2 protein-coding genes are annotated in these 1,051 nt (G+C 55.9%); both read left to right on the forward strand.

The features are described from left to right. Window positions 1–328, forward strand: a 328-nt coding sequence (locus FDW87_RS22330) for an ATP-binding cassette domain-containing protein (protein WP_252363115.1), incomplete at its 5' end; no start/stop codon positions are given. A 9-nt stretch (window positions 329–337) separates the two neighbouring features. Continuing rightward, window positions 338–1,036 (forward strand): urea ABC transporter ATP-binding subunit UrtE, encoded by a 699-nt coding sequence (gene urtE, locus FDW87_RS11125; protein WP_046276386.1) that lies wholly within the window; start codon window positions 338–340, stop codon window positions 1,034–1,036. Window positions 1,037–1,051: the final 15 nt, after the last annotated feature.

Here is a 1,051-nt window from a genome sequence, read left to right on the forward strand (position 1 = left end):
CAACGAGCGGGCCCGCCGCGCCGGGCTGCTTTCTCACGGGCAAAAACAGTTTCTCGAAATTGGCATGCTGTTGGTACAGGAGCCGCATTTACTGCTGCTGGATGAACCCGCGGCGGGCATGACGGATGCGGAGACGGAATACACTGCGGAGCTGTTTCGTAAGCTTGCCGGGAAGCATTCGCTGATGGTTGTTGAGCACGATATGGGATTTGTCGAAACCATTGCCGATCGCGTCACGGTCTTACACCAGGGACGCGTTCTGGCTCAGGGAAGTCTGCGCGAAGTGCAGGCCAACGAGCAGGTTATTGAAGTTTATCTCGGGCGTTAAGGAGCACAGATGCTGCAGGTGAAAGAACTGAATCAATATTATGGTGGCAGCCATATTCTGCGAAGTGTGAACTTTGAGGCGCGTATCGGCGAGGTGACATGTCTGCTGGGGCGTAACGGCGTGGGGAAAACGACGCTTCTGAAGTGCCTGATGGGGCTTATTCCTGCCCGCAGTGGGAGTGTGTTCTGGCAGGAGAAAAATGTCACTCACTGGAAGCCGCATCAGCGGGTCAGGGCCGGGGTGGCGTATGTACCACAGGGGCGCGATATTTTTCCGCGTCTGACGGTAGAAGAGAACCTGCTGCTCGGCCTTTCCCGTTTTTCAGCACAGGAGGCCAGACGTGTGCCGGATGATATCTATGCGCTCTTTCCGGTGCTACAGGAGATGAAACATCGGCGGGGCGGAGATTTGTCCGGCGGGCAACAGCAGCAACTGGCGATTGGACGAGCGCTGGCCAGTCGCCCGCAGTTGTTGATCCTCGATGAGCCCACGGAGGGGATCCAGCCGTCAGTGATTAAAGAAATTGGGCAGGTGATTTCTCAACTGGCGCACCGGGGTGACATGGCCATTTTGCTGGTGGAGCAGTTCTATGATTTTGCGCAGCAACTGGCCGACAAATACTTACTCATGTCGCGAGGCAGCATTATTCAAAGCGGTGACGGTAAAAATATGGAATCCGAAGGCGTTCGAGGGCTGGTCGCCATTTGAGATTCGCGACAGAGC

The organism is Citrobacter sp. wls826 (assembly GCF_005281245.1).
Lineage (GTDB): Bacteria > Pseudomonadota > Gammaproteobacteria > Enterobacterales > Enterobacteriaceae > Citrobacter > Citrobacter braakii.

What these genes read in the sequence shown, in the direction of transcription:
- urtE (WP_046276386.1), top strand. Translation starts at nt 338, where the DNA reads ATGCTGCAGGTGAAAGAACTGAATCAATATTATGGTGGCAGCCATATT.